Here is a 23,772-nt window from a genome sequence, read left to right as displayed (position 1 = left end):
CACATTTAATGCGCTTCTAAGATGTCATGTGATTGCCGTTTAGGATTGGCCAGGTGTAATGAATTATGGTTTTTTACTGCGCTCTGAAACAATGCCTGCGGGGTTTTCCCGTCCATCCTGAATAATTTTATCCACAATAAACAAAGGCCTGTTCCTGACCTGGTTGTAAATCCGCAATACATATTCGCCAATTAGCCCCAGTGACAGCAACTGCACGCCGCTAAACATGATAATAGCAAGTATCGTTGCCGTAAATCCATGCGGCACATCGTTGTAGTAAATTTTTCTATAAACGTTGTAAACAAAGTAGATCAATGAGAAAAAGATTGTAATTAATCCAAGCCTTGAAATGATCCTGACCGGAAAATCGCTAAAATTAAAAATTCCGTTAAACGCAAGTTCAAACAATTTCGACCAGCTGTATTTGGTTTCCCCGGCATGGCGCTCATCGCGGTCATATTCATACCCAATTTGCTTAAAGCCAATCCATGCGCGCATCCCGCGAAGGTAACGGCTTTGCTCTGGCATCATGCTCATGTTGTCAACAACCCGGCGGCTTAACATTGAGAAATCGCCGCTGTCAATTGGGATATTAAAACTCGATATTTTCTTTTGCAAACGGTAATAAACCGCATAAGCCATCTTTTTCAAAAAGCTTTCTTTCCTGTTTTTCCGGACGGCATAAATGACATCGTAACCCTGTTGCAGCAATTTGTAGAATTCATTGACCAATTCTGGCGGATCCTGAAGGTCGCCATCAATGATCATCGCGCCTTGTTTTCCACGTACAGATGCCAATCCGGCAGTCACTGCAAGTTGGTGGCCATGGTTTCTCGACAGTAAAATTCCGGTAAAGCGGCTGTCTTTAAGGCAAATTTCTTCGATAAGTGCAGCAGTATTGTCGCTGCTTCCGTCATTTACAAGGATGACTTCACAGGCAAACGGTGTCTTATCGATGACACTTTGAAGCCTTTCAATCAATTGCGAAAAAACCTGTTCTTCGTTATATAAAGGTGCGATGATTGAAATGTCAATGCCGGTAATATTATTCATTTGATTGCCTGTTTTAAGCCTGTAAAACTAAAATATTTAACGAAAGCAACCTAATTATTTTACAAACGTATAGCGCTGAGTGCTTCTTCCCAGTTTGCAATCGGGATACCGAAAGCTTGCCGGATTTTTGATTTATCGAGTACGCTGTAAGCCGGGCGTTTTGCCGGAGTTGGATATGCCGATGTTGGAATCGGCTGCAGATCGATTTTAATGTGATTGACTTCGAAGATTTCCTTTGCAAAATCATACCAGCTGCATTGCCCTTCATTGCTGAAATTGTAAATCCCAAATGCATTTTCCGGATTTTTCTGAATGATGGCCACCAAAGCTTCAGCCAGGTCGACAGCATGTGTTGGCGTTCCGGTTTGGTCGCTCACGACATTCAACTGGTCTTTTTCGTTTCCGAGGCGAATCATCGTTTTCATGAAATTATTGGCAAATTGCGAATACACCCATGACGTCCTGATGATAAAATGCTGCGGCCAGGTTTGCTGGACGGCTTTTTCGCCATCAAGTTTGGTTTGTCCGTAAACGCCTGTTGGGTTTGGAAAATCTTCTTCGGTGTAAGGTGTGGTTTTTAATCCGTCAAAAACAAAATCGGTGGAAACATGGATCAGTTTGGTGTTGTTTTTCTTGCAGGCTTCCGCCAGATTTTTCGCTCCGGTTACATTGATCGCAAATGCTTTTTCCGGTTCGCTTTCGGCTTTGTCCACCGCAGTGTAAGCCGCTGCGTTGATGCAATAATCAGGTTTTATTTCTGAAAAAACCGCTTCACAATTTGCTGCATCGGTAATGTTCAATTCAGAAGATGTAAAAAATCTGAATTGGATTTCCGAATATTTATCGGAAATAAACTGCAAAGCCTGGCCCAACTGCCCGGCAGCTCCTGTGACTAAAACTACCATGCTTTTTTCGCGTTTTTAAGTATCGGCTGAATTTTATCCTTATCGGAAATAATAAATTCCGCAGGATTGAAATTCCAGTCGATCCCGATGGTTTCGTCATTATAAATGAGTCCGCCTTCAGATTCTTTGTTGTAAAAATTGTCGCATTTGTAAAAAAACGTCGCAGTTTCGCTGAGCACCAGAAATCCGTGGGCAAAACCCCTTGGGATAAAAAACTGGTTTTTGGTTTCTGCAGAAAGCACTACTGCCACATATTGACCATAGGTTTTAGAACCCGGCCTGATGTCTACCGCAACATCCAGCACTTCGCCAGAAATCACGCTGACAAGCTTGGCCTGTGCATGATCGCCGGTTTGGTAATGCAGTCCGCGCAACACGCCTTTTGAAGAAAAGGACTGGTTGTCCTGAACAAAGTGCACTTTTTGTCCTGTGCCGTTGTAAAACGTATTTTCGTTGAAGCTTTCCATAAAATACCCACGATCATCCCTGATGATTTTTGGTTCAATGATGAAACAGCCTTCTAATTTCGTTGGAACAAAATTCATACAATTATATTATGCTTAGCAAATGAGTACCATATCCGCTTTTTAACAGCGGCTGAGCCAATAGTTTGAGTTGTGCAGCATCAATGTAGCCCATTTTATATGCCGCTTCTTCGATAGAGCCAATTTTAAGGCCTTGTCTTTCTTCAATGACCTGGACAAACTGTGAAGCCTGCATCAGCGAATTGAATGTTCCCGTATCAAGCCAGGCTGTTCCTTTGTCGAGGATGCTCACCTGAAGTTTTCCGCGTTCGAGATATTCCCTGTTGATGTCGGTGATTTCGAGTTCGCCGCGGTGGCTCGGTGTGATGTTTGCCGCAATTTCTACTACGTCATTGTCGTAGAAATAAATTCCGGGAACCGCATAATTGGATTTTGGGTTTTCAGGCTTTTCTTCAATTGAAAGCACTTTGCCATTGGCATCAAAATCGACTACGCCGTAACGTTCGGGATCATGCACATGGTAAGCATAAATGATTCCGCCTTCAGGATTGCTGTTGGCCAGTAAAAGTTCAGAAAGCCCTGTTCCGTAAAAAATATTATCGCCAAGGATCAATGCGACTTTTTCGTTTCCGATGAATTCTTTCCCGATGATAAATGCTTCGGCAAGCCCGTTTGGATTTTCCTGAACGGCATATTCAAAGCTGCAGCCGAATTTTTTCCCATCGCCCAACAACTGTTCAAACAACGGCAAATCGTGCGGTGTTGAAATGATCAGGATTTCCCTGATGCCAGACCAGAGTAAAGTAGACAGCGGATAGTAAATCATCGGCTTGTCATAAATGGGCATCAGTTGCTTGCTTACCGCCAACGTTAATGGATGTAGTCTTGTACCTGAGCCTCCTGCTAAAATAATTCCTTTCATCTTTGGCGTTTTAATTTTGTTTGTTTTCGTATTTTAATGATTGTGCTTTGTAAAACCTAATGAAGAAAAAGATTCCAAGGTAGATCAAAACGAGTATGAATGGCAGGACAAATTTAAGTTTACCGTTCACTGCTGTTTTATTTTCAATATTCAGGATCGAATTGCTTTCTTTTTCGATCTGATCAATGTTAACAAGGTCAATCCTGTTGTTTCCCTGCTCTTTCAAAAGCCTGTCTTTGGTCTCGATCACATCGTTGAGCTGTGAATTCTCGCTGTAATAAACCAATTTGTTGTCTTTTGATGCATCTGATCTTGACAATCCGTTAAGGAATGCATCAATTTGAGCGATGATAATGTCGTTTGCCTTGATCTTTTCTTTGACGTTATTTACATATTCTTTGAGAATTTTGCTGTAGTATGCGCTGTTGTTCAGATATTTCATCAAAGGCTCAACCGTTTTTTTACGCGTGGTATAATCTTTCGTCGTAAAAGAAATCAGATGAAAAGGGTAATTTTTACTCGTCGTTTTATCCTCGATGATTTTCTTTACCTCACTGTCGTCAGACATCAGTTTCAGGATCTGGAAATTTTGTTCTGAATTGACGAATTGGTAAATATCAACGATTGGCTTCACTTCAATAAAGGTCAGTTTTGCAGGATCTTCAACACCAATAGCCTTTAAAAATAAAGTATCTCTTTCTTTAATTTTGGATTCGATCAGGTCGATTTTTGCATACAAATAATCCGTACTTAAAAAATTGCTTTTAACAATGATCTGATGGTCATACGTCTTGCTCGTTTTGTCTAATAACATACCAACGGCAACACCAATTACAACCAAAATGCCCAATACCACAATGTGTTTGATCACAAACTGTATCGCCCTGAAAATAAGATAATTGATGTTTTGAAAAAAACCACCGATTTTGTCTGAGATTAAACCCAGGTTAATTTCCTGATCGTCTGGATTTCTCGTAGGATTTGTATTCATAAAAATTATTGTATGTTAAAAATTTGTTCTAATATTTTAATCGTAATCAGATAAGTCGGCTTCACCCCTGTTGTCCCGAGTCCGCCCGAAGCCAATGTGCTTCCGGTTTCCAACGGATTGTCCGATGCATAATAAGCATATCTGACTTTCACGTCCGGATTGATGCTTTTCCTGATTTTTGATGCCGATTGTATCGCTTTCTGGTAATAAGCACCTTCCATTTCAAGCCCGATCACGCCCCAGGTTGATTCGTGGAAAAACTTCAACAGGTCTTTGTTTTGCAAAGAAGTTCCCAACACGGTAACCATCGGCCCGGCATAAACCGGAATGTCATTGCCTTCGAGCATTGCTGCCGTGAGCTCATTTTCAAATGGGTAATTGTCGCCTGTTCCTTCATTGATGTGTGCCGACGGAATCATGATATCGCCTTTTCCGCCTTCCAGAATCCCGGCTTTGCCCATGATCGAAACCGATTCGACATTCAGCAACACTTTATTGTCTTTCGAAATTTTATACGGTTTCAGCAATTCGTCAATCGTTTCATACGCCTGTTCTCCAAACGCATAATCCATGACAATGATCACTGGTGCGCTTTCGCCGGTTTTGGCGGTTGGGAAAGCCGATTTTTTCCAGTCAATCTTCGCCGTATCAAAAATCTGTACGTCGATATTTGTTCCCGAAGTGTCCGGAAGCGCAATCATGCCGTGCAGCTTCGCAAATTCCTCCACTTTATTTCTTACGTCGTGTGCGCCGGATTTGCTGAGTTCTTCAAAAATATTAAAATCCGACTGGTCTTTGAATTTGGCTTTCAACACGTGCATTGCAAAAAGCGAATTCATCACGCTGTGCATATTCGCGCTGATGATATGGATCGGACGGTTTAAAAGTTCATTTTCTTTCAAAACTTCCTTAATATTCGTCGCCCAGATTTCCCCGTGAATGTGGTGTCCGAGCCTTTCCCTCAAAATCGGGCTGAAAGTGATCGTTCGTTTCGCGCTTCCCATCGCTTCTTCAAGCGCGAGTTTTCCGAGCCAGTAAATGACGTGTAGGAATCGGTCTGGTTTTTCCGTCGTGGCGAATGCATCGTAAATGTCTAAAACCTCAGCAAAGGTACGCCCAAGGATATTCGCGGTATGCGAAATGGCCTTTTCCTTATCGATGAGGTTCAGCTTTTTATTGGCTACGACCGCCATTTCGAGCTTCAGCCAGTCGCGCGTCACTTCGCCAGATTCATCGATTAGAACGCTGTTTTTGATTTTATGGGATTCGATGAAAATAAATGTCAAATGCGTCAGGATATCGTAAATATCTGAACGCCCGCGCGTAATTTCAACGTTCATCTGCTCGTCGTCAATGCGGTAACAGTTTCTTTTTCGCTTTGGCGGAACAATCGCCTGGAAATGCGATTTCGAATAACCTTCGTCCGAAGTTAAGTTGATGAAACGGCATTCCTCAATTCCAACAGGAAGCCTTTCGATAACATATAAAAGTCCGTTCAATTCTACTTTTTCCTCTGCAATGGTTCCGTAAATTTCAGGACGCAATGACAGCAAAGCTTCCCTTAAAGTGTCTCCCGAAACGCCCATCGGCTTGTAAAAACCGCGGTTGAACAAATGGCGCATCGTGATGTATAATTTCTCAACGGCACTTGAAGATTCCTGTGCCCTTGATCTTACAATATTTTTAATTTCTTTCATTAATTGTTTGCTATAATTTTGCCTTTTTTCGCAAGGCTTCTTGCTTTATATTTATTTTCTAACCTGCAAATGTAACATTTTTATATTTAGTTGGTAAGAATGATTGTAATTGCCGGTTCATATATCCTGATTTTATCTGCCGGATTGTTTTGATCAGGATTGCTTTTCCGGATCCATTTTCCGCCAATGAAAACAAACTGAAAATTGCGTTTGACATTGTTGTACAGCATGAATGGATAATAGGTCGTTACAGGTAAAGCTTCATTCGTATTGTAATTCATCACCATTTTCTCAACGGAATTCTTATCGATCAGCAGCTTTTCAAAACCAACGAACAGGCCTGTTTTTGGCATGATCAAATTGAATTTCGAGACGTTGAATTTGGTTTTCGACACGCCTTTATCCACAGCAACGATAAAATCTTTCTCAAGCAATTCCTCGCCGGGATACCCATTTGCATCGACGCTGTAAAAATGGATTTTAAATGTGGCATCATTGATTTTACTATCGGTCACCAGCACCACCTGCTTCAGATACCTTGTTTTTTTATATGAAGGATCGTATGGAAAAAACTTGATGTCGATCCTCGGTGCTTTATCAAAAGTTTCCAGAATGGCATTTTCGGGTTCGCCGATTTCTTTCTTCTGCGTTTCAAATCGCTTTGAAATCACCACTTCGTCGAGTTGCAATGCCGTTGGCTTGAGCCTGACTTCCGAAACGTCTGAAATGGAAACTGTTTTGCGCTCAAATCCCAACGCTGAAAATACCAGTTTTTTACTTTTATCTGAAACATGGATCTTAAATTCGCCATTTTCTTCTGAGGTTGTTCCGAAATTTTCATTTTCGACCGAAATCGTCACATACGGAACTGGTTTTCCATCAATGCTGTCTTTCACTACGCCTCTGATCTGTGCCAAAGCAGAAAAGCCTACGAAAAAGAGCAGCCCGAAAAAGAAGGAATTTTTCATTTTTGAGAAATGGTTTTTAACGAATCTGCAATGGTTCTGTCGTTGCTCAGCCTCGGAATTTTATTCTGTCCGCCGAGCTTTCCGATTGATTTCATGTAATCCTGAAATCCGTTTTTGGGCACTTTCGAAATGACTAACCTTTGCAGTACTTTTCCTGAAATCAGATCGAAATAATACACGTTTTGTTTTTGCATTGCTGCATCGATCTTATCGGCGAAAGCCTGTAAATCCTTAGGCTCATTTTCAAATTCGATAAACCATTGATGGTACGGCAATCCGGTTGCTGGTGTGATTTGCGGCGCGACGGTAAATTCGTTTACGCTGACATCAGTTCCTAACATCGCTTCCTGCAAAGCGGCTTCAACTTCTTTCCCTATGACATGTTCCCCAAATGCCGAAATGTAATGTTTGATCCTGCCCGAAACGATCACGCGGTACGGCTTTGTCGAAGTAAATTGTACGGTGTCGCCAATATTATATGCCCAAAGCCCGGCATTTGTAGAAATGATCAATACATAATTGACACCGGTTTCGACCTCGCCAATGGTGTAACGTTTTGGTCCCGAACCGTTGGAATTGGTAAAAAATTCGTCCGATTTGATGAACTCATAAAAAATTCCGGAGTTCAAAAGCAGCAACATGCCTTTTTCTTTCTGCGAATCCTGGTATGCGAAAAAACCTTCCGATGCCGGAAACAATTCAATGCTGTCGACTTTTCGCCCGATCAGATTTTCAAATTTCGCCCGATAAGGCTCATAATTCACACCGCCATAAATAAACAAATTAAAATTTTTAAAGATTTCGCCCACAGGCTTTCCTCCTTTTTGCTGCAGTTTTTCAAAATACATTTGCACCCACGACGGAATCCCCGAAATGACCGATAGGTCTTCATGTATCGTCTCTTTTACAATGGCATCGACTTTCGTTTCCCAATCATCTATAATATTGGTTTCCCAGGATGGCATTCTGTTTTTCTGCAAATATTTCGGGACAAAATGCGCAACAATTCCCGACAAGCGACCGAGTTTTACGCCGTTTTTTTCCTCCATTTCCGGGCTGCCTTGTAAAAAGATCATTTTGCCATTTACAAAATCGGCGTTCCCACTTTCGTGGATGTAACTCAGGATCGCGTTTCGGGCGGCTTGAATATGGAATGGCATCGATTCCTTTGTAAGCGGAATGTATTTCGCGCCTGATGTCGTCCCCGAAGTTTTGGCGAAATACAATGGTTTTCCCGGCCAGAGAATGTTCTCTTTTCCGGCCACCATCTGGTCGACATAATATTTGAGTTCTTCGTAATCGCGTACCGGAACTTTAGCAGCAAAATCAGCGTAAGTTTTGACGTTTTCAAAATCGTGGTCTTTGCCAAATTGCGTGTTTTTCGCAGCAGCAATCAGTTTGTCAAAAACTTTTTGCTGGGTTTCTACAGGATTTTGAACCCACTTTTGGGTTTTGTTGTAAACCTGCTTTGCGAAAATTTTAGCGGCTATAGATTTTATGGACATATCTTTTATTCAAATTCAATAAATTGGGTCGGATCGATCGCATAACCGTCTTTCAAAAGCTCGAAATGCAAATGCACGCCGGTTGATTCCTGGCCTGTCGATCCGGCAAGCGCAATGACTTCACCGGTTTTTACGATGTCGCCCTGCGATTTTGTGAGTGATGCTGCGTGTTTATAAACCGAAATGAATCCGTTGTTGTGGCGCAGGATGATGACGTTTCCCGTTGATGGTGTCCAATCGGCAAAGATCACGATGCCGCCAAGAACGGCTTTGATCGGCGTGTCTTTGGCCAAAGCGATATCAACAGCCAGGTGTTTCGCTTTCCGGTCGAATTTTTCAGTGATCGGGCCTTTCACCGGCGGAAATAAAACCACTCCGGCTTTGGATTGCGCTTTTTCAAAAAGGTTGTATTTGTCTTCCTGCGCGACTTCTTCCCGCAATTTCAGGTCTTCTTTTGAGGGTGAAACCGCTGCCGGATCGGATGTTGTCGGCGCAGCCAAAATAGAGTCTTTGCTGAGTTTGGCAAATTCGAGATCTCCGGTCAGTACTTTTCGGATCGAGGCGATATACGCTTCGTTTTTTTTGAGGGATGACGAAAGTGAATCGGATTTCAACGCCAGTTCAGTTGCGTCTTTTTTGAGCTTGTCGGAAGCGTAACCCGGAATAAATTCACGCAGTGGCGTAAAGGCGATGATATAAGTTGTAACGGTAATGATCAAAATAGCACCGATCGTAGCAACCACAAAAACATTCATCAGGGTTAATTTTAAAGAGAAAATTTCTTCAAAAGTGTCCTCATTTAAAATCACCAGACGGTTCTTAGTAAATAGTTTTTTGGCTAATTTTCTTCTTTTTAATCTTTTTCCGGACATTTACCGTAAGTATGTATGAGTTAACAAATATAGGGATTTAAATGGCTTTGAAAATTGGGTGTTTTGTTACATTTCCTTTAAATCACTGCCAAAAAGAGATTTAACGCGGATAAATCATAAATATTTGCCAAATAAGCAAATCAGTAACCGTTTTTTCTTTTTATATTTGCCTTTACATTTTACAATTGCTTCGGCACAAAAATTTTTATCATGGGAAGATTAGGTGTTACAGAAATCCTTATCATAGTAGCAGTAATTTTATTGCTTTTTGGAGGTAAAAAGATTCCGGAATTAATGAAAGGTTTGGGTTCTGGTATTAAGGAATTCAAAAATGCAGCAAAGGATAATGACCAGCCGGCAGCTACAAGAAAAGAAGAAGAAGAAAAAATTTAAAAACATCTTTGGTGTTTTTTAATGACCTCAGCGAGTTAAATTGCTGAGGTCTTTTTTTTGCCTTATAAAATCATGCTGAGTTGAATGCGTTTTCTTTCTTCATCGATTTCAGTGACTTTTACCTGAACATGCTGGTGCAATTTTACGACTTCATTCACATCCGATACAAATCCGGCTTTGAGCTGGGAAATGTGCACAAGTCCGCTTTCTTTTATTCCTATGTCCACGAAACAGCCGAAATTCGTAATGTTGTTCACAATTCCAGGCAATACCATTCCTATTTTAACGTCTTTAATCGATTTGACATGGGCATCAAATTCGAATATTTTTGCCGATTTCCTCGGATCCAATCCTGGTTTTTCAAGCTCTTTAATAATGTCTTTTAATCCGAGTAAACCGATTTCAGTCGTAATGTAATTTTCAGGTTTAATCAGCGCTGTTTTTTCTTTGTTTGCAATTAAATCATTGACGGAAAGTTTTAAATCTTTGGCCATTTTTTCAACAATCGGATATGCTTCCGGATGCACGGCCGAATTGTCGAGCGGATTTTTAGCATTTGAAATCCGAATGAAAGCCACGCCTTGCTGGTAGGCTTTTTCTCCCAATCTTGGCACTTTTTTAAGTTGTTTCCGATCTTCGAAAGGCCCGTTTTCGGAACGGTAAGCTACAATGTTTTCAGCAAGCTTCTCCCCGATTCCGCTCACATAGCCCAATAGATGCTTACTCGCCGTATTGATATTCACGCCAACCGAATTCACGCAGCGCACCACAACCGTATCGAGTTCTTCTTTCAATTTTCCCTGATCGACATCGTGCTGGTATTGGCCTACGCCGATGGCTTTCGGGTCTATTTTTACAAGTTCTGCCAATGGATCAGACAATCTTCTTCCGATGGAAATGGCACCACGAACGGTGACGTCATAATTCGGAAATTCTTCCCTGGCGATTTTCGAAGCTGAATATACTGAAGCTCCGGCTTCGCTTACGATGAAAACCTGAACCGGCTTGTCAAATGCGATTTTCTTGATGAAAAATTCAGTTTCGCGCGAAGCGGTTCCGTTGCCGATTGAGATCGCGTCGATTTTATATGAATTGACCATCGAACGGATTTTTTTCATTGCCATCGTTTCTTCCTTTTGCGGTGCGTGCGGAAAAATGGTTTCGTTATATAGCAAATCGCCTTTTTTGTCAAGACAGACAATTTTGCAGCCGCTTCGAAATCCGGGATCAATTGCTAAAATGCGTTTTTCACCGAGTGGCGGCGCGAGCAGCAATTGGCCTAAATTGTTTGCGAAAACGCCAATCGAATTCGCATCGGCTTTGGCTTTGGCTTCCTGCAACGCTTCGTTTGAAATCGCCGGAGCGAGCAATCTTTTATAACTGTCTTCGATCGCGAGCTGTAAATGTGGTGTCGTATCGTTGTTATTTTTAATAACCACTTCTGATATCAAATCAATCGCTTCTTCATTTTCAATTTCGATTTTCATCTTGACAAAACCTTCATTTTCGGCGCGAAGCATCGCAAGCAATCGGTGTGATGGTGCTTTCGTTAACGGTTCTGACCAGTCGAAATACTGGTTGAATTTCTGTGCGTTGTCGTCGTCTTTTTTGGTTTTGACAACCTTCGTTGTGATTGTCGATTTTCGATTAAACAAACGGCGCATTTGCTTGCGGACATAGCTATTTTCATTGATCCATTCGGCAATAATGTCGCGCGCGCCTTGCAAAGCTTCGTCTTCATTTCTGACTTTTTCATTTAAATATTTGGACGAAATAAGATCGATATTGTCGTTGTTTTGCGCCATGATGATTTTGGCAAGTGGCTCGAGCCCGTTTTCACGGGCTACGTCAGCGCGGGTTTTCTTTTTCTTTTTGAACGGCAGGTAAAAATCTTCGAGTTCGTTTAGGTCAAAGCTTTGGCTGATCTTTTTTTCGAGTTCGGGCGTGAGTGCTTTTTGTTCGGAAATTGATTTTAAGATCGCGTCTTTTCGTTTGACAATCGCATCATAAGCCTGGTTTTGCTTTGCGATTTGTTCGATGACAACTTCATCGAGGTTTCCGGTTTTGTCTTTGCGGTAGCGCGAAATGAACGGAATCGTGCAATCTTCGTTTAAAAGCTGAACGGTATTTTGGATATTTTGTGCCGATGTGGAAACTGTTTGTCTGATGAAATCGATGTTGGTCATTCTTGATTTACGATTTTTAATTTACGAATTATGCTGTTTTGGAAACGCATTTTTACCCCGGATTACTTCACTGACTTTTATATTTAATTGGAGTTCAGTGAATGCTATGCATTTGAAGCGAAAAGCCTTTTGCTTTAAAATGGTGATTTTTGTCAATGAAAAACAGCGACCAACGGAAGCTGCTTTTTTGTTGTGCCAAAAATAGCATTTTATGTAAAAGCTTGCAGCGGAAAGCCGGATTGGGTTTAAACAATTATAAATTTTTTTGAATCATTAAGGAATTAAGAATCATTAAGACAACTACGCTTCATGATTCTTAATTCCTTAATGGTAAAATTTTAATTAATCCTGAACGATGAATTCCTTCGAACAGCTTTTTCCGAATTCGGGCTGGATCGTGCAATGGCTGATGTGGAATTCGTGGTGCAGCACTTCTTCGATTTCTGAAACGATGCTGTTAAAATCGGATATGGAAATGTTTTCGGTGCATTCGAGGTGCGCTTCAAAATGAAGTTTGTTGTCGTTTAAATTCCACAAATGAATGTGGTGCAACGTATTTTTTCCGGTAACGTTGTGCAGTTTTGCGATGATTTCGTTGATGTCGAGATCTTCTGGCGTAAAAAGCATCAGCATTTTTGTGGTCGATTTTAGCAATCCGAATCCCATGATAATTAAATAAATCGCGATTCCGAGCGTGATGACGCTGTCGATCCAGAACCATTGGAAATATTTCATCAGCAAACCGCCAACGAGTACGGCGACCGATGCCATCATGTCTGTGAATAAATGCAGGTAAGCCGATTTCATGTTGAGGTTGTGTTCGGCGTCTTTTTTTAATATCAGCGCTGAAAATCCGTTGAACAGGATTCCGAGCAGCGACAGCCAGATCACGAGTCCGGAACCGATGACTTCTGGTTTTGAAAAGCGTTCGACCGCTTCATAAATCAGGAATAAAGCTACAATAACCAAAGTAGCGGCGTTGATGAAAGCGGCGAGGATTTCGGCGCGTTTGTATCCGAAAGTGTATTTTTCTGAGGCTTTTCGTTTGGCGAGTTTGTGGGCAAAAAGGCTTAAAATCAACGACAATACGTCGCTAAAATTGTGCAGCGCATCCGATAAAAGCGACAAACTTCCGGAGATGAATCCGCCAATGATCTGCGCCAGCGTGATAGCGATGTTCAGGAAAATCGATACCGACAGGTTTTTTCCTGTGACTTCGTGGCTGTGATTGTGGTTGTGTGAATGTGCCATTATTGACAGGCGATTTTATGGACGCGGTTTGCGTGGCGGCCGCCTTCGAAGTTTGTGGAAAGAAAAGTTTCGACCATTTCGACCGCTTGCGGAATTGAGGTGAAACGCGCGGGAATGCTGATGATGTTGGCGTCGTTGTGTTGTCTTGCAAGTGCGGCTATTTCTTTGGTCCAGCATAATGCAGCGCGAATGCCCTGATGTTTATTGACGGTCATTGCGATTCCGTTGCCGCTTCCGCAGATGACAATCCCGAAATCGGCGGTTTTATTTTCAACGTCAGAGGCAACCGGATGGCCGAAATCGGGATAATCGACGCTGTCAAAAACATCAGTGCCGTGGTTGAGGATTTCGTGGCCTTTGGATTGCAGCATTGCAACAATCGCTTTTTTATAATCCGGGCCTGCGTGGTCGTTTCCGATCGAGATTTTCATAACATATTGATTAGGTTGTGTGCACAAATTTACCAAAAGAATTGCGAAGTAAACCGAATGCGATTGTAATTTGAAGTGCTTTATCAAATTCGACGTAAGTCGCTGATTCTTATTGGTTTTTATGTAATTAAATTGTTAAAATTATAGATTGTTAATTGTGTTTTGCAATTAGCTGATAATCAGTTAACTTTAAATTAACATGAATTGTTTATAACTTGGGATAGAATTTTAGAAGTATTTTTTGTTGGTGTCCGATAAAATTGTAATCCAAAACCCAAACCGGAAAAACAAATTTAGTTTGGGTAATTTTTGTAAAAGTTATCAATACTCAAATCGTTTTTCTTAACACAAATCAGCAATCCGACTTATCTACAAAATCTATTAAAAAAGGATTGTTAACAGTTGTGGATAACAATCAAAAAAACGTTCATCTTGAAGCTTTTAAAATCCAAATGGTATGTTAATAAATTGTTATAAGAAAGTACAATCTAGAATCAATGCCGCAAAAAATAAATTTATAGCTACTATCAACACGCTATAATAACCACCTAAAATTAATTTAATTTCAATTTTTCTTTTTGTTGTTTTTAATAGATGTTGACAACTTTAAAAGTTTAAACGATTTTGAGATTCGAATCGCCATTGAGTTCGGAAAGAATTTGCTTGACCAGTTCGGAATCGTTTGGATGGATCTTTAGCTTGATGCCACCAAGCGCGATCGAATACATTGGAACGATTGAAGCCGTCGCCTCATTTTCGAAATAATACTGCAAACCTTCCTGGTCGAGCCGGTGTTTTAAAATCGCAATTTCATGCGGATAATCGAAAATCGCAATGGTGATAAAGCTTTCCATTTCAAGTGTTTTTATAAAGATACGAAGTTTGCATATTGATGTTTGCCCAGCTAGAAGTTATAATTTCATTAAAAGTGTTAACATATAACTGTGAAACTCTAAAGTATTTTGTAATTTTCGGCATTATTAGAAAAGAATTATGAGTAAGAAACCCCATAAATTAGGGAAAACAGATAAAGATTTTTCAGGAAAAATTTTAAAAATCTTATCTACGAATGCAAACCGCGCATTCAACTACAAACAAATCGGAGCCATATTAGAGCTTGACGATACCAAAAGCCGGAACGAAATCATTAAAGACTTAAAGATCCTGGCCTCACAAAATAAAATTATCGAAACCGAACCCGGAAAATACCTCGTTAAAGCGATCAGCCAGGATTATTACGAAGGCAAAATCGACATGACGAGCCGCAAAACGGCGTATTTTATTTGCCCTGATTTTGAAGAAGACGTGTTTATTCCGACAAACAATTTAAACCGTGCTTTGGATGGCGACATCGTAAAAGTCTATGTGTACAACCGAAGAAAAGGAAAACGTCCCGAAGGCGAAGTCATCGAAGTCATCGAAAGAAAGAAAATGGAATTTGTCGGAGTCATCGACATCCAGAAGAATTTTGCGTTTGTTTCTACGGCGAATGCCAAAATGTACACGGATATCTTTGTTCCAAAAGAAAAATATGGTGATGCAGAAAACGGCGATGTTGTCATTGTAAAAATTGAAGACTGGCCAAAAAAAGCCGACAGTCCGTTTGGATCTGTCATTAAAGTTTTAGGAAAACCAGGCGAGCATGATACCGAAATCCATGCAATTTTAGCCGAATATGGTTTGCCTTATGATTTTCCTATTGAAGTCGAAGTTTTTGCACAAAAAATAGATACGTCGATTCAGGAAAGCGAAATTGCAAACCGACGTGATATGCGCGATACGCTGACCTTCACGATAGATCCGAAAGATGCGAAGGATTTTGACGATGCGCTTTCATTCAAAAAAATGGACAACGGAAATTACGAAATTGGGATTCATATTGCCGATGTTTCGTATTACCTGCAGGAAGGAACCATTTTAGATGATGAAGCGTATCAACGCGGCACTTCGGTTTATTTGGTAGACAGAGTGGTGCCGATGCTTCCTGAAGTGTTGTCGAATTTTGCCTGTTCTTTGCGTCCGAATGAAGAAAAATATACATTTTCAGCGATTTTTGAAGTGACTGATAAAGCTGCGGTCGTGAATCAATGGTTTGGACGAACCGTGATTTATTCCGATCAGCGGTTTGCGTATGAAGAAGCGCAATACATTATCGAAACCAAGGATAATACGATTCCCGAAGAAACTTCAATTACCGGAAGTTCATATGTCGTGAAAGACGAAATTGTCGAAGCGACTTTAAAATTGGATGAATTGGCAAAAATCTTACGTCGAAAAAGAATGGCCGACGGCGCTATTTCATTTGATAAAGTCGAAGTCAAATTCAACCTCAATGAAGAATCAGAGCCAACCGGCGTTTATTTTAAAGTGTCGAAAGATGCGAATCACTTAATTGAGGAATTCATGCTTTTAGCCAATAGAAAAGTTGCGGAATTCGTTGGAAAACAAAAGAAAACGTTTGTCTATAGGATTCATGACGAGCCAAATGAAGACAAATTGATCAATTTACAAACGGTTATTTCTAAGTTTGGCTATTCGATCAATCTGAAATCAAAAGGAGAAATTTCCAAATCTTTAAATGAGCTTTTGGTTAATGTTCAAGGTAAAAAAGAGCAAAATTTAGTTGATACTTTAGCGATCAGAACGATGAGCAAAGCCAAATATTCTACGGAAAACATTGGCCACTACGGACTCGCATTCGACTACTATTCGCATTTTACATCACCAATCAGGCGTTATCCCGATGTGATGGTACATAGATTACTTCAATATTATTTGGATGGCGGAAAATCGGTTAGTGAAGAAGTGTACGAAGAAAAATGCGTGCATTCCTCGAATATGGAATCATTGGCTACAAATGCTGAGCGCGACAGCATCAAATACATGCAAGTGAAATACATGCAGGATCACAAAGATGAAGAATTCCTGGGCGTGATTTCAGGCGTGACCGAATGGGGAATTTATGTTGAAATCGTGTCGAACAAATGTGAAGGCATGTGCCGCATCCGCGAAATCAAAGACGATTATTATACGTTTGATGAAAAACAATATGCCTTGGTTGGCGCGGTTTCAAACCAGCTTTTACAGCTTGGGGACGAAGTGTATGTAAAAGTCAAAAACGCCGATTTAGTGAAAAAACAACTGGATTTTTCATTCATCAGAAAAAACAATACTGAAGAATAAACTGAAGTTAAACCATTAAGAAATTAAGTCTTAATGAATCTTAATTCCTTAATGGTTTAAATTCCTATTAAATTTTAAACGAAAAAGAAGATGAAAAAGATTTTAATTTTAACAATTTTAATTGCACAATTGTCATTTGCGCAGGTTAAAAAGAATGTTGGCGATTTTGACAAAGTGCGGGTTTTTGACCGGATTTCAGTCGAATTGGTTCCATCAAACGAAAACCGGATCGAAATATCTGGATCCAGAGGAAGCGAAGTAGAAGTCGTAAATAAAAATGGCGAACTCAAAATAAGAATGCCATTTAAAAAACTACTCGACGGTGAAGAGATCAACGCGGTTTTATACTTTAAAAGAATCGAAACCATTGATGCTTCAGAAGGTTCTTATGTGGGAAGCGACGCCGTTTTTAAGCAAAGCGCACTCGAAGTTTCAGCAAAAGAAGGTGCTGAAGTGAAAGTGAATGTAGAGCTCCAGAAAATTTCTGAAAAAGCGTATACCGGTGGTACTTTAACGCTTTCAGGAACATCTGTAAACCAGGAAATTACTATTGGCGCTGGCGGAATTGTAGAAGCAAAAAACCTCAAAACTTCACAAACGACAGTCAGCGTAAGTGCGGGTGGAAAAGCAAAAATCAACGCTTCAGAATTGGTCGATGCCAAAGTAAAAGCAGGTGGGAATGTAACGATTTATGGAAAACCGGCGCAGGTAAACCAAAAAACCACGCTCGGAGGAACTATTGAACAAATGCCAGAATAGTTGGTTCAAAATTATCAGATTGTAATTTTTGAATTATATTTGTGTGAACAGATATAGGAATAGTCAATGATTGAAGATATTTTAACGGGAATTCCACTGGGCTTTTTCTTAAGTTTTATGATTGGCCCGGTTTTTTTTGTGCTGCTGGAAACCAGTGTAGTAAAAGGATTTCGGGCGGCTGTAGTTTTTGATCTTGGCGTGGTTTTGGCTGATATCATTTTCATTCTGATCGCTTATTTCAGCAGTTACAGGTTAATTCAAAGTATTAAAGACGATCCCGCATTGTTCATCTTTGGAGGTTTGGTAATGCTTACTTATGGCATTATTTCATTCGTAAAAAATAAAAAATCCAAGAAAAGCATCGATCCGGAAGATCCGGTTGAATTGGCACAAACGAATTATTTTTCATTGTTCATCAAAGGTTTTTTCCTAAATTTCATCAACATTGGCGTACTCGGATTCTGGCTTGCGATCTTAATTACGATCGGGCCAAAACTGGAATTGAATCCAACCCGTATGTTTGTATTTTTTACAACCGTGATTCTGAGTTATTTTATTACCGATATTTTTAAAATACTATTGGCCAAGCAATTAAGAAATAAATTAAATCCAACAAACATCAATTTCATCAAAAGGATTATTAGCGTAATCTTGATCGTTTCGGGAATATTCTTATTGTCCCAAGGCTGGTTTCCAAAGGAAAGACAAATCATGGACAAGGCTTTTGACAAGCTCGAGCATAAGAAATAATGCTACTATTTTGTCATTTCGACGAAAGACAAATCTCAGTAATAATGGCATAGATTTCTCATTCGTCGAAATGACATTAGTGGAAAGAAAAATATTAAGCAAAAAAAAAAGAGACACTTTCGTATCTCTTTTCCTGAGGCATCGTGCGGATTCGAACCGCAGTAGGAGCTTTTGCAGAGCCCAGCCTAGCCACTCGGCCACGACGCCAATTATTGATTGGACGGCAAATGTAAATAAAAACTTTAAAGTTCAAAAGATTAAAGTTTAAAACTTTTTGAAAATCTTCTTTCGAATCTAAAATCCAAAATATCGAGTCTTAAATGCTAAGTCCTGTATTCTTCCATTTCAATCGTAACGGATTCAACATCACCACCAATCGGCGGATTTAATTTAGAAACTGCCAAAGTAATTCGGGAAACAGCCGCAATTTCAGAAAATATTCTTGCAATGATTCGATGTGCGACATGTTCGAGTAAATTAGAACGGATGGCCATTTCTTCAGTCACAATCCGGTTCAATAGTACATAATCAACCGTATCTGAAAGATGGTCTGAAACTGCAGATTTTCTCAAATCAGTTTTAATATCCAAATCCACACGATAATCCGAACCTATTTTACTTTCCTCAATTAAACAGCCGTGATACGAAAATGTCCTGATATTTTTAAGCTTGATTGTGCCCATATAATTGTATTTTTTCTACTCAAAATTAGAATTTTTTTTCTGAAAAGGATAACTATAATTAACCATTAAGGACATTAAGGGACATTAAGTTCATTAAGAATCCAGCTTAATGAACTTAATGTCCCTTAATGGTTCAATTTAAATCCAATTCGGTATTTAATCTACCAAATTGTCAATCAAAATTAACCCAAAATCCGCAATTCATCCACTAAAATCTTTGCACTTTTTTAAATACCTTTGGCGCTTTACAAATGGAACTATGTCAACAGAAGAAAAATCACTCAATTTTATTGAGCAAATCATCGAGGAAGACCTGAAAAACGGTTTGTCGTCTGACAAATTACGTTTTCGTTTTCCGCCGGAACCAAATGGTTATTTACACATTGGGCATGCAAGTTCAATCGCGCTCAATTTTGGTCTTGGCCTTGATTATAACGCGCCTGTAAACCTTCGTTTCGACGACACGAATCCCGCAAAAGAAGAGCAGGAATTCGTAGATGCGATCAAACGCGATGTGCAATGGCTGGGGTATCAATGGGCCGAAGAACGTTATGCTTCTGACTATTTCCAGCAATTGTATAACTGGACGATCGAGTTCATCAAAAAAGGAAAAGCGTATGTAGACAGCCAGTCTTCGGAAGAAATGGCAGCGCAAAAAGGAACACCTTCCACGCCGGGAACCGACAGTCCGTACAGAAACCGTTCTGTTGAAGAAAATTTAGACCTATTCGAACGCATGAAAAACGGCGAATTCGAGGAAGGAACCCATATTTTACGCGCAAAGATCGACATGAAATCGACCAATATGTTGATGCGCGACCCAATCATTTACAGGATTTTAAAAAGACACCACCACAGAACCGGAAACGATTGGTGCATTTATCCAATGTACGACTGGGCGCATGGTGAAAGCGATTATATCGAACAGATCTCGCATTCGTTTTGTACGCTCGAATTTTTGCCGCACCGCGAATTGTACGACTGGTTTTTAGATCAGATTTACGATGAAAATAAAGTACGCCCGAAGCAACGCGAATTTGCCAGGCGAAATTTATCGCACACCGTTGTCAGTAAAAGAAAATTGGCGCAATTGGTAAGTGAAAACCACGTAAACGGTTGGGATGATCCACGAATGTCAACGATTTCAGGGCTTCGCAGACGCGGATATACCGCTGCGGCATTGCGGAATTTTGCCAACGGAATCGGGATTGCAAAGCGCGACAATTTGATCGATGTGTCGCTTTTGGAGTTTTACATCCGTGAAGATCTGAACAAAACTGCTCCAAGAGTCATGGCGGTTTTAGATCCGGTAAAGCTGGTCATTACAAATTATCCGCAAGAAAAAGAAGAATGGCTTGACGCCGAAAACAACCCGGAAGATGAAAGCGCCGGATTCAGGAAAGTGCCGTTTTCACGTGAAATTTATATCGAAAGAGAAGATTTTATGGAAGATGCGCCGTCGAAATTCTTCCGTTTGAGCCTTGGAAAAGAAGTGCGCTTGAAAAATGCGTACATTATCAAAGGCGAAAATGTGATCAAAGATGCCGACGGAAATATTACTGAAATCCACGCAACTTATGATACCCAAAGTTTAAGCGGAAGCGGCACCGAAGCCAGCCAGCGCAAGGTTTCCGGAACATTACACTGGGTTTCGATTGCGCATGCAATTTCGGCTGAAGTGCGTTTGTATGACCGTTTGTTTACCGATGAAGCGCCAGATTCCCATAAAGAAAAAGACTTTTTGGAATTCGTTAACCCGGATTCTTTGAAAGTAGTGACCGGATTTGTGGAACCAAGCTTGAAAGAAGCCAAAAACGAAGATAAATTCCAGTTTCAAAGATTGGGTTATTTTACTGTGGATAAAGATTCGACATCAGAAAAATTGGTGTTCAACAAAACGGTCGGACTCAAAGACGATTGGGCGGAGCAAGGAAATTCGGATAAAAAAGCGCTCGAAAAAATCGAACGTGAAATTGGAAGTTTTTTCAAATTTGATGAAGAAAAACGCAATGTTTCTACAGCAAATTTCAAAACGGCTTTATCTGGAATCAACAATTACAGTTTGCTGAAAAACGAATTTACGAAAGTCAGCAAAAATGATAAAAACGCGTTGTTGTATAAAAATTTTATCCTAAGTTTCTCTAAAGTCAAAGCTTCTGATTTTGATAAAGAGACTTTACAAAAATTATATACAATGTCTTTAAAAAGCGAATCGCCTTTCGTACGATCTGAAGCAATTCAAAATTTAAAATCAGATCCTGAAAATTTAAAAGAATTTCAAACACAATTGTCCGATTTAAAAAATTATGAAAAAGATGAAAAGGTTTTAAAATTACTTTCGGAACTTTAAAATCACAAATCAACCTTATATATAAAAGCTTCTTTTTAAGAGGCTTTTTTTATTATTTATATTTTCTATCGAAATCTGTTTTTCCATCATTTTAATTTACCAAAACCGGCCTCCATACATCGTTTTTAAGCCAAAATAATACTTTCGAGACATCAATGCGTGGTTTGTGCAAAAATCGTAAAACAATCGCCTTTATTTGTGGTTTACTTGAAAAATAAAAGACTTTAACGGGTTGTTAACAGCATACTGTTGATAAACGGGCTATCTTTAAAATAATAATCATAAAAACAAAAATCATGTCTGATAACAATTCATCAAATACATTAGTAGCCGTTTTGGCCGGAGTGGCTCTTGGAGCTGCAGCCGGAATTTTATTTGCTCCAGACAAAGGAGATAAAACCCGTGGAAAAATCAAAAACTCTTTCGACGATAAAAAAGACGAACTTAAAGACAAATTCGAACATTTGTCAGACCAGCTCAAATCAAAATTTGCAAAATCAAAAGTAGACCTCGAATCTTCATTCGACAGCCTGATTTCAAAAGTAGACGACAATGCTGATGACATCATTTCGACTCTGGAGAAAAAGCTCGACGAATTGAAAAGAACGGCAGCTTCTTATAAAAAATAAGAATGGCATTCGAAAAAATAAAAGAAAACACCAGCGAGCTCCAGCAGCACGCGAAAGATTATCTTGACAGCAATGTAGCATATTACAAATTGTGGTTTTTTAAAGTCGCAATGAAATCTACTACAATGCTGCTCAAGATTTTTCTTTTAAGCATGATGCTGTTGATGGTTGTATTGTTTTTTTCAGTTGCAGCGGCTTTGGCTATCGGGTATGCACTCAATAATTTCGCTTATGGATTTTTAATCATCGGAGGAGTTTACCTGATTATCAGCCTGTTGATTTATTCGATCAAAGACAAAATCGTCGAAGGCCCGATATTAGAGAAATTTTCAGAATTCTTTTTTAACGACTGATTATGGCAAAAAAATATGCTTCTTACGCTGATATTGACCGCGACCTCGAAATTCTGAAACTCGAAAAGGAAATTCATTATGAACGCATGACACAAAGCGTTCAGGACACCAAAGAAAGCCTGTCGCCCGGAAATTTAATGGGTGGCGTTCCCAAAGCGGCGCTTGGTTTTTTAGGAAATCTTTCCGGCCCAATCAAAGGAATGGCGATCAATTTCTTATTGAATAAGATATTTAAAAAATAAGTTTTTAAATAAAACCATTAAGGGATTAAGATTCATTAAGCGCACAAAACCTTAATTTTCTTAATTCCTTAATGGTTCAGATAACAAAAAGAGGCAATCAAGCCTCTTTTTTTATACCGTAATATCTGGGTTTTCAGGATCCGGATAATCTTCACGGAAACGAGATTCTTCTTTTGGCTTTAGTTTTTTATTGTTCTTTTTCATCATTTCGCCAACCTGGTTTGAAGCGCTGAATGAGGCGACCATATTATTTAGCATGTCGCTTCCGGCTTGCGGAGAATTTGGCAACAAGATCAGATTTGAATTCGCATCAGCACCGATTGCTTGTAGTGTATCGTAATGCTGCGTCACGACAATCAATGCCGAAGCTTCCTGGGAATTGATTCCAACATTATTCAAAACTTCCACACTTTCAACCAAACCGCGCGCAATTTCGCGTCTTTGATCGGCGATTCCCTGTCCTTGTAAACGCTTGCTTTCGGCTTCAGCCTTTGCTTTTGCAACGATTCTGATCCTTGAAGATTCGGCTTCAAATTCTGCAACGGTTTTTTCACGATCGGCAGCATTGATGCGGTTCATTGCGTTTTTCACCTGAACATCCGGATCAATATCAGTAACCAAAGTATTGATAATGTCATAACCGTAAGTCGTCATGGCTTCGTTCAATTCGCGTTTGACAGCGATTGCAATGTCATCTTTGCGTTCAAAAACATCATCGAGTTTGAGTTTTGGTACTTCGGCACGAACAACATCAAAAACATAAGCCGTAATCTGGTCATGCGGATATTCGAGCTTGTAAAAAGCATCATACACTTTGTCCTGGATGACTTTAAACTGTACCGAAACTTTCATTTTGACAAATACATTGTCTTTGGTTTTGGTTTCGATAATAACGTCCAATTGCTGAATTTTAAGATTGACACGTCCGGCGACCCGATCGATCAGCGGTATTTTCAATTGCAATCCAGAATTCCGGACGCTGTGGTATTTTCCGAAACGCTCAATAATGACAGCAGTTTGCTGCTTGACCGTAAAAAAGGAAGACAGAAAAATAAACAATCCGAAGACTAAAAAAATAATCAGGCCAATGCTCATAAGGTTTGAATTTAAAATTATCGTAAATTACGAAAAATAAACCAAGTCCCGAATTATAAATTATTGAAC

At 39.9% G+C, this 23,772-nt stretch carries 23 protein-coding genes and 1 tRNA gene; 8 read left to right on the top strand and 16 right to left on the bottom strand.

The annotated features are described in order from the left end of the window. Positions 1 to 63 precede the first annotated feature (63 nt). From BLS32_RS03585 to BLS32_RS03545, 9 genes are all read right to left on the bottom strand, one after another. Positions 64 to 1,053: a glycosyltransferase family 2 protein gene (locus tag BLS32_RS03585; RefSeq protein ID WP_091391943.1), complete on the bottom strand. Its 990-nt coding sequence runs from the start codon at positions 1,051 to 1,053 to the stop codon at positions 64 to 66. Positions 1,054 to 1,112: 59 nt separating this feature from the next. Then, positions 1,113 to 1,958 carry a dTDP-4-dehydrorhamnose reductase gene (gene rfbD, locus BLS32_RS03580; RefSeq protein ID WP_091391940.1) on the bottom strand — a complete coding sequence of 282 codons (846 nt, stop codon included), beginning with the start codon at positions 1,956 to 1,958 and terminating at the stop codon, positions 1,113 to 1,115. Further along, positions 1,952 to 2,503, bottom strand: coding sequence for a dTDP-4-dehydrorhamnose 3,5-epimerase (gene rfbC, locus BLS32_RS03575; RefSeq protein ID WP_091391938.1), 552 nt, complete (start codon positions 2,501 to 2,503; stop codon positions 1,952 to 1,954). Before rfbC ends, rfbD begins: the two co-directional genes overlap by 7 nt. Before the next feature lie 4 nt (positions 2,504 to 2,507). After that, positions 2,508 to 3,365, bottom strand: coding sequence for a glucose-1-phosphate thymidylyltransferase RfbA (gene rfbA, locus BLS32_RS03570; RefSeq protein WP_091391936.1), 858 nt, complete (start codon positions 3,363 to 3,365; stop codon positions 2,508 to 2,510). A 10-nt stretch (positions 3,366 to 3,375) separates the two neighbouring features. After that, complete coding sequence (locus tag BLS32_RS03565) at positions 3,376 to 4,356, bottom strand: hypothetical protein (RefSeq protein WP_091391933.1); 981 nt, start codon at positions 4,354 to 4,356, stop codon at positions 3,376 to 3,378. Positions 4,357 to 4,361: 5 nt separating this feature from the next. Continuing rightward, positions 4,362 to 6,053 carry a DUF6909 family protein gene (locus BLS32_RS03560; protein ID WP_091391931.1) on the bottom strand — a complete coding sequence of 564 codons (1,692 nt, stop codon included), beginning with the start codon at positions 6,051 to 6,053 and terminating at the stop codon, positions 4,362 to 4,364. Between the two features lie 86 nt (positions 6,054 to 6,139). Beyond that, entirely contained in the window at positions 6,140 to 7,021 is an 882-nt protein-coding gene (locus BLS32_RS03555) for a carboxypeptidase-like regulatory domain-containing protein (RefSeq protein ID WP_091391929.1), read from the bottom strand. Then, on the bottom strand, positions 7,018 to 8,526 hold the full coding sequence (locus BLS32_RS03550; RefSeq protein WP_091391927.1) for a GH3 auxin-responsive promoter family protein: 1,509 nt from the start codon (positions 8,524 to 8,526) through the stop codon (positions 7,018 to 7,020). Before BLS32_RS03550 ends, BLS32_RS03555 begins: the two co-directional genes overlap by 4 nt. A 5-nt stretch (positions 8,527 to 8,531) precedes the next feature. Then, complete coding sequence (locus BLS32_RS03545) at positions 8,532 to 9,398, bottom strand: M23 family metallopeptidase (protein ID WP_091391925.1); 867 nt, start codon at positions 9,396 to 9,398, stop codon at positions 8,532 to 8,534. Positions 9,399 to 9,608: 210 nt separating this feature from the next. Between BLS32_RS03545 and BLS32_RS03540 the strand changes: the two genes are divergently transcribed. Further along, complete coding sequence (locus BLS32_RS03540; RefSeq protein ID WP_091391923.1) at positions 9,609 to 9,791, top strand: Sec-independent protein translocase subunit TatA/TatB; 183 nt, start codon at positions 9,609 to 9,611, stop codon at positions 9,789 to 9,791. A 62-nt stretch (positions 9,792 to 9,853) separates the two neighbouring features. Here the strand turns inward: BLS32_RS03540 and BLS32_RS03535 are convergent, their stop codons facing one another. The 4 genes from BLS32_RS03535 to BLS32_RS03520 form a co-directional block, all read right to left on the bottom strand. After that, positions 9,854 to 11,977: a Tex family protein gene (locus BLS32_RS03535; protein ID WP_091391921.1), complete on the bottom strand. Its 2,124-nt coding sequence runs from the start codon at positions 11,975 to 11,977 to the stop codon at positions 9,854 to 9,856. 342 nt (positions 11,978 to 12,319) lie between these two features. Beyond that, positions 12,320 to 13,228 (bottom strand): cation diffusion facilitator family transporter, encoded by a 909-nt coding sequence (locus tag BLS32_RS03530; protein ID WP_091391919.1) that lies wholly within the window; start codon positions 13,226 to 13,228, stop codon positions 12,320 to 12,322. Further along, complete coding sequence (gene rpiB / locus BLS32_RS03525) at positions 13,228 to 13,659, bottom strand: ribose 5-phosphate isomerase B (RefSeq protein ID WP_091391917.1); 432 nt, start codon at positions 13,657 to 13,659, stop codon at positions 13,228 to 13,230. The genes BLS32_RS03530 and rpiB overlap by 1 nt, the downstream gene beginning before the upstream one ends. Positions 13,660 to 14,273: 614 nt before the next feature. Next, positions 14,274 to 14,513 (bottom strand): hypothetical protein, encoded by a 240-nt coding sequence (locus BLS32_RS03520; RefSeq protein WP_091391915.1) that lies wholly within the window; start codon positions 14,511 to 14,513, stop codon positions 14,274 to 14,276. A 139-nt stretch (positions 14,514 to 14,652) separates the two neighbouring features. Between BLS32_RS03520 and rnr the strand changes: the two genes are divergently transcribed. The 3 genes from rnr (at position 14,653) to BLS32_RS03505 (ending at position 18,351) form a co-directional block, all read left to right on the top strand. Then, positions 14,653 to 16,842 (top strand): ribonuclease R, encoded by a 2,190-nt coding sequence (rnr, locus tag BLS32_RS03515; protein ID WP_091391913.1) that lies wholly within the window; start codon positions 14,653 to 14,655, stop codon positions 16,840 to 16,842. Between the two features lie 90 nt (positions 16,843 to 16,932). Then, the gene (locus BLS32_RS03510) at positions 16,933 to 17,601 is read left to right on the top strand and encodes a head GIN domain-containing protein (RefSeq protein ID WP_091391911.1); all 669 of its coding nucleotides are present in this window, start codon (positions 16,933 to 16,935) and stop codon (positions 17,599 to 17,601) included. A gap of 66 nt (positions 17,602 to 17,667) precedes the next feature. Continuing rightward, the gene (locus BLS32_RS03505) at positions 17,668 to 18,351 is read left to right on the top strand and encodes a LysE family translocator (RefSeq protein ID WP_091391909.1); all 684 of its coding nucleotides are present in this window, start codon (positions 17,668 to 17,670) and stop codon (positions 18,349 to 18,351) included. A 136-nt stretch (positions 18,352 to 18,487) separates the two neighbouring features. On the opposite strand, the gene BLS32_RS18405 is transcribed toward BLS32_RS03505, so the two are convergent. Beyond that, positions 18,488 to 18,558, bottom strand: a tRNA-Cys gene (locus BLS32_RS18405). Positions 18,559 to 18,674: 116 nt separating this feature from the next. Then, a complete protein-coding gene (folB, locus tag BLS32_RS03500) occupies positions 18,675 to 19,034 on the bottom strand; it encodes a dihydroneopterin aldolase (protein ID WP_091391907.1) in 360 nt (119 codons plus the stop codon). A gap of 259 nt (positions 19,035 to 19,293) precedes the next feature. Between folB and BLS32_RS03495 the strand changes: the two genes are divergently transcribed. The 4 genes from BLS32_RS03495 to BLS32_RS03480 all read left to right on the top strand — a co-directional run bounded on the left by BLS32_RS03495 (position 19,294) and on the right by BLS32_RS03480 (position 22,608). Next, positions 19,294 to 21,384 carry a glutamine--tRNA ligase/YqeY domain fusion protein gene (locus BLS32_RS03495; protein ID WP_091391905.1) on the top strand — a complete coding sequence of 697 codons (2,091 nt, stop codon included), beginning with the start codon at positions 19,294 to 19,296 and terminating at the stop codon, positions 21,382 to 21,384. A gap of 296 nt (positions 21,385 to 21,680) precedes the next feature. Continuing rightward, entirely contained in the window at positions 21,681 to 22,013 is a 333-nt protein-coding gene (locus tag BLS32_RS03490) for a YtxH domain-containing protein (protein ID WP_091391904.1), read from the top strand. 2 nt (positions 22,014 to 22,015) lie between these two features. Further along, a complete protein-coding gene (locus BLS32_RS03485) occupies positions 22,016 to 22,366 on the top strand; it encodes a competence protein (protein WP_091391902.1) in 351 nt (116 codons plus the stop codon). Positions 22,367 to 22,368: 2 nt separating this feature from the next. Beyond that, entirely contained in the window at positions 22,369 to 22,608 is a 240-nt protein-coding gene (locus BLS32_RS03480; protein ID WP_091391901.1) for a DUF6327 family protein, read from the top strand. 111 nt (positions 22,609 to 22,719) lie between these two features. Here the strand turns inward: BLS32_RS03480 and BLS32_RS03475 are convergent, their stop codons facing one another. Further along, positions 22,720 to 23,703: an SPFH domain-containing protein gene (locus BLS32_RS03475; RefSeq protein ID WP_091391899.1), complete on the bottom strand. Its 984-nt coding sequence runs from the start codon at positions 23,701 to 23,703 to the stop codon at positions 22,720 to 22,722. Between the last annotated feature and the right edge of the window lie 69 nt (positions 23,704 to 23,772).

This window comes from Flavobacterium noncentrifugens, from assembly GCF_900100375.1.
In the GTDB taxonomy this organism is placed as follows: Bacteria; Bacteroidota; Bacteroidia; order Flavobacteriales; family Flavobacteriaceae; genus Flavobacterium; species Flavobacterium noncentrifugens.
Note: the sequence above shows the minus strand (reverse complement) of the source record. Positions and strands in the feature narration are given on the sequence as shown.